This is a genomic window from Streptococcus sp. 2741 (genome assembly GCF_013276315.1).
Classification (GTDB): domain Bacteria; phylum Bacillota; class Bacilli; order Lactobacillales; family Streptococcaceae; genus Streptococcus; species Streptococcus pseudopneumoniae.
This window is the reverse complement of the sequence record NZ_VMKU01000123.1, coordinates 1-6,313: the sequence shown is the minus strand read 5'-3', so window position 1 is coordinate 6,313 and position 6,313 is coordinate 1. Positions and strand designations below refer to the sequence as shown.

Here is a 6,313-nt window from a genome sequence, read left to right as displayed (position 1 = left end):
GCTGACGTGGTTTGAATTTGATTTTCGAAGAGTATTATAGTCCCATTAAACGATAAGCCTGATCTCTAAGGTCCTTATCTGTTTCAAATAGACCACGAGCTACTGTCGTCAAGGTTGCAGTGCCTGGTTTTCTGACACCACGCATACTCATACACATATGTTCTGCCTCAATGACAACAAAGGCTCCCTTAGCTCCTAGATAGTCCATCAAGGCATCGGCCACTTCGATATTCAAACGTTCTTGAATTTGTGGCTTTTTCGAATAAACTTCAACCGTACGGGCTAGCTTAGACAAGCCTGCCACACGGCCATCTGGAATGTAGGCAATGTGCGCTCTACCATAAAATGGCAAGAAGTGGTGTTCACACATTGTATGGAAAAAAATATCCTTTTCTACCACCATATTATCATCAATAATCTCAAAGGATTTTGACAAATGTTCCTCCGCTGTTTGACCAAGACCTGAAAAAATCTCTTGGTACATACGAGCGACACGAGCAGGTGTTTCCTGTAAGCCCTCGCGGTTAGCGTCCTCTCCGACAGCCTCGATAATCATTTTTACAGCTGCTTCAATCTTTTGTGTATCCATTTTCATTCTTCCTCTCCATCAGATAGGCTCTCACTTGGCTCAAGAAATACAAGGAACCTGTGACAATCCTAACTGTTTGTTTCTCTTCTTTTTTATCTGTCAATTTCTGCTCTAGAAAATCCTGCCAACCTTGGTAGCTGAGATTTCTAGACTTAGCTGCCTCTTTCAGCACGCTTTCATCAGTCGCCCGACTATCGTCAAAATGTGTCAAAGTAAGCTCGGTATCTGGCATGGCCCCCAGCAAGTCCAACATATCCTCCAAGGCCTTGGTTTTAATACAAGTAAAGAGGATTTCCTTATGATAATCCGCAAAGCGTTCTTGCAAGGTTGCTAATAAAGCCTTGATAGCATGGGGATTGTGGGCCCCATCCAAGATCATCAAGGGATCTCTTGACACGATTTCCAAACGCCCTGGCCAACTTGTTTCTTCCAAGGCTTGAGCAAGCAAGTCATTGCTTGCTAGTTCTCGACCATCTTCTTGACAAAAAGTATCAAGTAAAGCTATGGCCATCCCAGCATTCTCTATTTGGTACAAACCAAGTAAACCTGTCTGGAAGCGACCTTGTCTGACAGCACTTGTATAGTCAAAGACTTCGCCTGTCACCACACTCTTTTGATGGCTGACCTGATAATCTGCCCCGTAGGCAAGTCTCGGCGCATCTTTCCCTTCTGCAATGCGGTCAATCACAGCCAAAGCATCTGGAGAAATGCGACCTGTCACCAAGGAAATACCTTGTTTGATAATACCAGCTTTCTGCTCTGCTATGGCTTCCAAGGTGTCACCAAGTAGAGCCACATGATCCAATCCAATAGTCGTGATTCCTGTCAAAATGGGCTGACAGACATTGGTACTATCTAAAAGTCCACCCATGCCGACTTCCATGATAGCCACGTCTACTTGCTCCGAGGCAAAGTAATCATAGGCTATGGCTGTGATAATCTCAAACTCGGTTGTCCCCTGCAAATTGGCGACCGCTTCTCCCTCCAGCAAAGACTGATAGTCTGCCATGAGGGCTTCTAGTCTAGCCTCTGGAATGGATCCCCCATTGATGCTAATCTGGTCTGTATAATGAATGAGATAGGGCGAGCTAAACACGCCAACTCTCAGCCCTAGCTTTTTCAGCATATTTGTCAAAAAAGCAATGGTCGAACCCTTGCCGTTGGTCCCTCCGATATGGATGACCTTGAGTTTGAGATGGGGATTGCCACGCAAAGCTAACAGTTCCACCATTCGTTCCAAGCCAAAATGCGGTTGATCCGTCCGGTAGTTAGCAATCCACTGATTGTTTTCAAATTCTTTCATCTTATTTGTATTGTTTTAAATCTAAATTTTCCGCTTCATCAGCCAGACGAATAGCGGAAGCAATTTCAACTGCCATCCTGTGATTAGCTACGTCATGCACGCGCACCACTTCTACACCCTGTCTCGCAGCGATACTAGTTACATGAGCCGAAGCCGTGTCCCGATTACGGAAACCAATTTCTGTCTCAGGATTGACTTCAAAACCATTTTCTTCAAGGATATTGATGACAAACCGCTTGCGCGACACTCCAAGAAAGATTGGATAGCCTTTCTGATGTAGTTTATCCAGATCCCGTAAAAGAAGCAGATTTTCTTTCTTGGTCAGACCAAAGCCAATTCCTGGATCCAACAGGATATTTTCTTGTGCAATTCCAGCTTGATTTGCTCTCGCTAGTGCACGTTCAAAGAAAGTCTCCATCAACTCTTCGATTGGCAATTTTTCAAAGTTAGCTAACTCTTCCTCTGTAAAAGCTTGTCCAAAACCAAAATGAGGAAAGATGAGCGAGCTAGGATGCTGAGGTCGAGCAATAACTGGATTAAACATGATGACCACTTGCGCTCTCGCTTCAGCTACCACATGAGCCATTTTTTCATCACCCATTAGACCAGTGATATCATTGACTAGATTGGCACCAGCAGCCAAAGCAGCCTCTGCCACCTGACTTTTCCAAGTATCGATAGAAATGAGGACATCACTTTCCTTGCGAATCGCTTTAATCACTGGAACAACACGCTGGATTTCCTCTTCTATTTCTATCTCAACATAGCTACTTCCCGGCCGAGTTGATTCTCCGCCGATATCTAGCATACTAGCCCCTTCTGCTATCAATTTACGAGCCTGCTGGAGCGCTTGCTCAAGCGCAAAAAATTGACCACCATCCGAAAAGGAGTCTGGGGTTACATTGATAATTCCGCAAATAGCTGTCTTTGCATGATTTACTTTAGTTGACATATCGGTCACTCCCTCAAGGCTTTTCACCATATTATTTCTCTATTTTACCATAAAAAGAAAAAGATGTACACGATTGCATTCATCTTTTTCCCAGTAGAAACAAGTAAGCAATTGTCAAAAATCTTAAACAGAAATCCCTAATGTCCGACTCATGATCACCACAAGAGCCAACAAACAGAAAGCAACCCCATTCACAATCATGTGAAGCAAGATAGACATTTCCAAACGTTGGGTTTTGTAAGCCGTCCAAGACAGAACGATCGACATACCTCCATAAATCAATAAAGAAGGTAAATTACTTGGTTGGTGCAATAAAGCAAACACAATCGTACCGACTACAAATCCCAAGTTCTCTTTTCCTCGGAAAATCTTTTTAGGAACAATCCCACGGCACAAGATTTCCTCACAAATTGGAGCAAGCAAGGCCAACAAGAAGAAACTGGAAATCAGAGAACTATTCTGAACCATATCGTTAATCTGAGACTGGTTACCTGTTGTCGTCTCATTTGACAGTTGTAACAAGATAGAACCAAGTATATTTGAACAGATAATGACTAAATAACTTAATCCCAAACGTGCCAAATCCTTAGCTCTAAAAAATGAAAAATTAAAACTTGCTAATTGCGTTTTACGAGCTCCAATAATAAATAGCACCAGAACCACAATCGAAATACCAGCAACTATCAGTCCTGACTGTAATAGCGGTACTTCTCTTAAGGTTAAAATAGCAGTAACCCCTATAGGAATCTGATATAAAATTGTCGCCAGCAAAAAGATTAACAGCCAGCCTGCACGATTCAATAATTCTTTCCACATATTTTTCTCTTTCATCACCCATCTCCTTTGTATTCAAAAAGGGGGAAAATCCCCCTGGGTTATCCTATTATAAGGCCATACTGATGTAGTTAAGGATAAACAAGGCATCCAAAATCCAAATCATGACATGAACATCTTTAGATTGACCTTTGACAAGCTTAGTCAAAGTGTAAGTCAAGAAACCAACTGCAATCCCTTGAGTGATAGAGTAGCTGAATCCCATAAAGATAGATGTGAAGAAAGCAGGAACCGCTTCAGACATATCGTCCCAATGGATGTTTTTCAAGCTAGCCAACATCATAATCCCAACGATAATCAAGATTGGAGCTGTAGCGGCTGTTGGTACAATCGCTAGAAGTGGGCTAAAGAAGCTTGAGATCGCAAAACAGATTGCCACGACCAAGGCTGTCAAACCAGTACGTCCACCTGCACCGATACCAGCAGCAGACTCAACATAAGTCGTTACGTTCGAAGTACCAGCGATGGCACCAATTGAAGTACCAATCAAGTCGGAGTAAAGAGCCTTATCCAACTTAGCTGATTGGTGATTTTCACCATTTGTCGCTACGATACCAACTTTTTCACCTGTACCGATCAAGGTACCAATCGTGTCAAAAATATCTGTCAATGAAAAGGCAAGAATGGCCATCAGAGTTTCAGGCAAGCGAGCTGTATCTGAAATCAAAGCTCCCAAACCTTCTGAACCAAGAGCTGCACCAAAAACTGTCTTCAAGTCTTCAAAGGCTGCACCAACATGGTTGTTAGCAAAATCGATACTAGACAAATCTACCAAACCAACTGCGATAGCAAGAACAGTTGTTGTCAAGATAGAGAGGATAATCCCCCCTTTAATCCCTTTGATAACAAAAAAGATAGTAATGGCAAGTCCTGCAAGAGCCACCAAAACAGCTGGATTATTAAAGCTAACCAATCCTGGAACTGCTGAAGCATTTGCTGTAATCGCTGCTTGAGCCTTGTCAGCCCCTTCTCCTGCAACAGTGTAATTTCCTGGATCGATAGAGAATTTCAAAAGCCCAGCATTCTTAATCCCTACGTAGGCAAGAAAGACACCGATACCAGCTGAAATGGCTGAGCGAAGAGCGTTTGGAATCGATTCAATGATCATTTTACGAACATTTGTCAAGGTAATAATCAATGAGATAATTCCACAGATGAAGACCATAGCTAGGGCTTCTTGCCATGAATAACCAAGTCCGAATACGACTGTAAAGGTAAAGAAGGCATTGAGTCCCATACCTGGCGCTTGAGCGTATGGCAGGTTAGCATAGAAGGCCATCATCAAGGTTCCTGCTACTGCACCGATAATCGTTGCAAGGAATACACCCTGAGCAGGCATTCCTGTTTGCGAAAGAATTTGTGGGTTTACAAAGAGAATATAGCTCATTGCAAAGAAAGTTGTTAAACCAGCAAGAACCTCTGTACGAACGTCTGTACCGTTCTCTTTTAGTTTAAATAATTTGTCCATTATCAATCTCCTTTTAATTTTTACGAACAATAATAGGATTATATCATTTATCATTCACTTTTTCAATATCTTTGTTTGATTTATTTAAGAATTTGATGAAATTTCTTTTTTGGTTTCGAATCTGCTTTTCTGCCTGCTTTCTGTTATAATAGTAGACATCTTATCTGAAAAGACACTAGAAAGGTCCCTATGACGAAAAAAATTATTGCAGTTGACCTGGATGGAACCCTGCTCAACTCAGACAGTCAGATTTCTGACTTTACCAAAGAAACCATTAAAAAAGTTACTGAAAAAGGCCATCAGGTTATTATTACGACAGGTCGCCCTTACCGCATGTCAAAAGATTTCTACCGTGAACTAGGCTTAGACACTCCTATGATTAATTTCAACGGCTCCCTTACTCATTTGCCAGACCAAGTTTGGGACTTTGAAAAGTGTTTGACGGTAGACAAAAAATATCTGCTAGACATGGTTCGACGTTCTGAGGACATTCAAGCCGATTTTATCGCTGGAGAATACCGTAAAAAATTCTACATCACAAATCCCAATGAAGAAATTGCCGATCCTAAACTATTTGGTGTAGAAGCTTTCCAGCCTGAAGATCAATTTCAGCCAGAGTTAGTAACCAAGGATCCTAACTGTATTCTGTTACAGACCAGAGCCAGTGACAAATATGCCTTGGCAAAAGAAATGAACGCCTTCTACCAGCATCAACTTTCTATCAATACCTGGGGAGGTCCGCTCAATATCCTTGAATGTACCCCAAAAGGTGTCAACAAGGCCTTTGCTTTGGACTACTTGCTCAAGATAATGAATCGTGACAAAAAAGATTTGATTGCCTTTGGAGATGAACACAATGATACCGAAATGCTCGCTTTTGCTGGGAAGGGTTATGCCATGAAAAATGCCAATCCAGAGCTACTCCCTTATGCAGATGAGCAAATTTCCCTTACCAACGACCAAGATGGGGTTGCCAAAACCCTACAAGACTTATTCTTATAACCTATACTGATACTCAATGAGAATCAAAGAGCAAACTAGNNTTTGAGGTTGTAGATGAAGCTGACGTGGTTTGAAGAGATTTTCGAAGAGTATGACCAGCTTGCAAGCTGGTCTTTATGCTCTTTTCACAGTCTCATCAACCAGTTATACTCATCTACTTTCAAA

General features: G+C 42.0%; 6 protein-coding genes. 1 reads left to right on the top strand and 5 read right to left on the bottom strand.

The window, feature by feature from the left end; all coding sequences use genetic code 11:
* Positions 1-34: 34 nt before the first annotated feature.
* From folE to HT671_RS10150, 5 genes are all read right to left on the bottom strand, one after another.
* Entirely contained in the window at positions 35-589 is a 555-nt protein-coding gene (gene folE, locus HT671_RS10170) for a GTP cyclohydrolase I FolE (RefSeq protein ID WP_000380916.1), read from the bottom strand.
* Positions 570-1,892: a folylpolyglutamate synthase/dihydrofolate synthase family protein gene (locus tag HT671_RS10165; protein WP_000657461.1), complete on the bottom strand. Its 1,323-nt coding sequence runs from the start codon at positions 1,890-1,892 to the stop codon at positions 570-572. The genes folE and HT671_RS10165 overlap by 20 nt, the downstream gene beginning before the upstream one ends.
* Position 1,893: 1 nt before the next feature.
* Positions 1,894-2,874 (bottom strand): dihydropteroate synthase, encoded by a 981-nt coding sequence (folP, locus tag HT671_RS10160; protein ID WP_166735352.1) that lies wholly within the window; start codon positions 2,872-2,874, stop codon positions 1,894-1,896.
* A 93-nt stretch (positions 2,875-2,967) separates the two neighbouring features.
* A complete protein-coding gene (locus HT671_RS10155) occupies positions 2,968-3,675 on the bottom strand; it encodes a CPBP family intramembrane glutamic endopeptidase (RefSeq protein ID WP_166735353.1) in 708 nt (235 codons plus the stop codon).
* A 52-nt stretch (positions 3,676-3,727) separates the two neighbouring features.
* Complete coding sequence (locus HT671_RS10150; protein ID WP_138703330.1) at positions 3,728-5,146, bottom strand: NCS2 family permease; 1,419 nt, start codon at positions 5,144-5,146, stop codon at positions 3,728-3,730.
* 189 nt (positions 5,147-5,335) lie between these two features.
* Between HT671_RS10150 and HT671_RS10145 the strand changes: the two genes are divergently transcribed.
* Positions 5,336-6,148 (top strand): Cof-type HAD-IIB family hydrolase, encoded by an 813-nt coding sequence (locus HT671_RS10145; protein ID WP_138703331.1) that lies wholly within the window; start codon positions 5,336-5,338, stop codon positions 6,146-6,148.
* Positions 6,149-6,313: the final 165 nt, after the last annotated feature.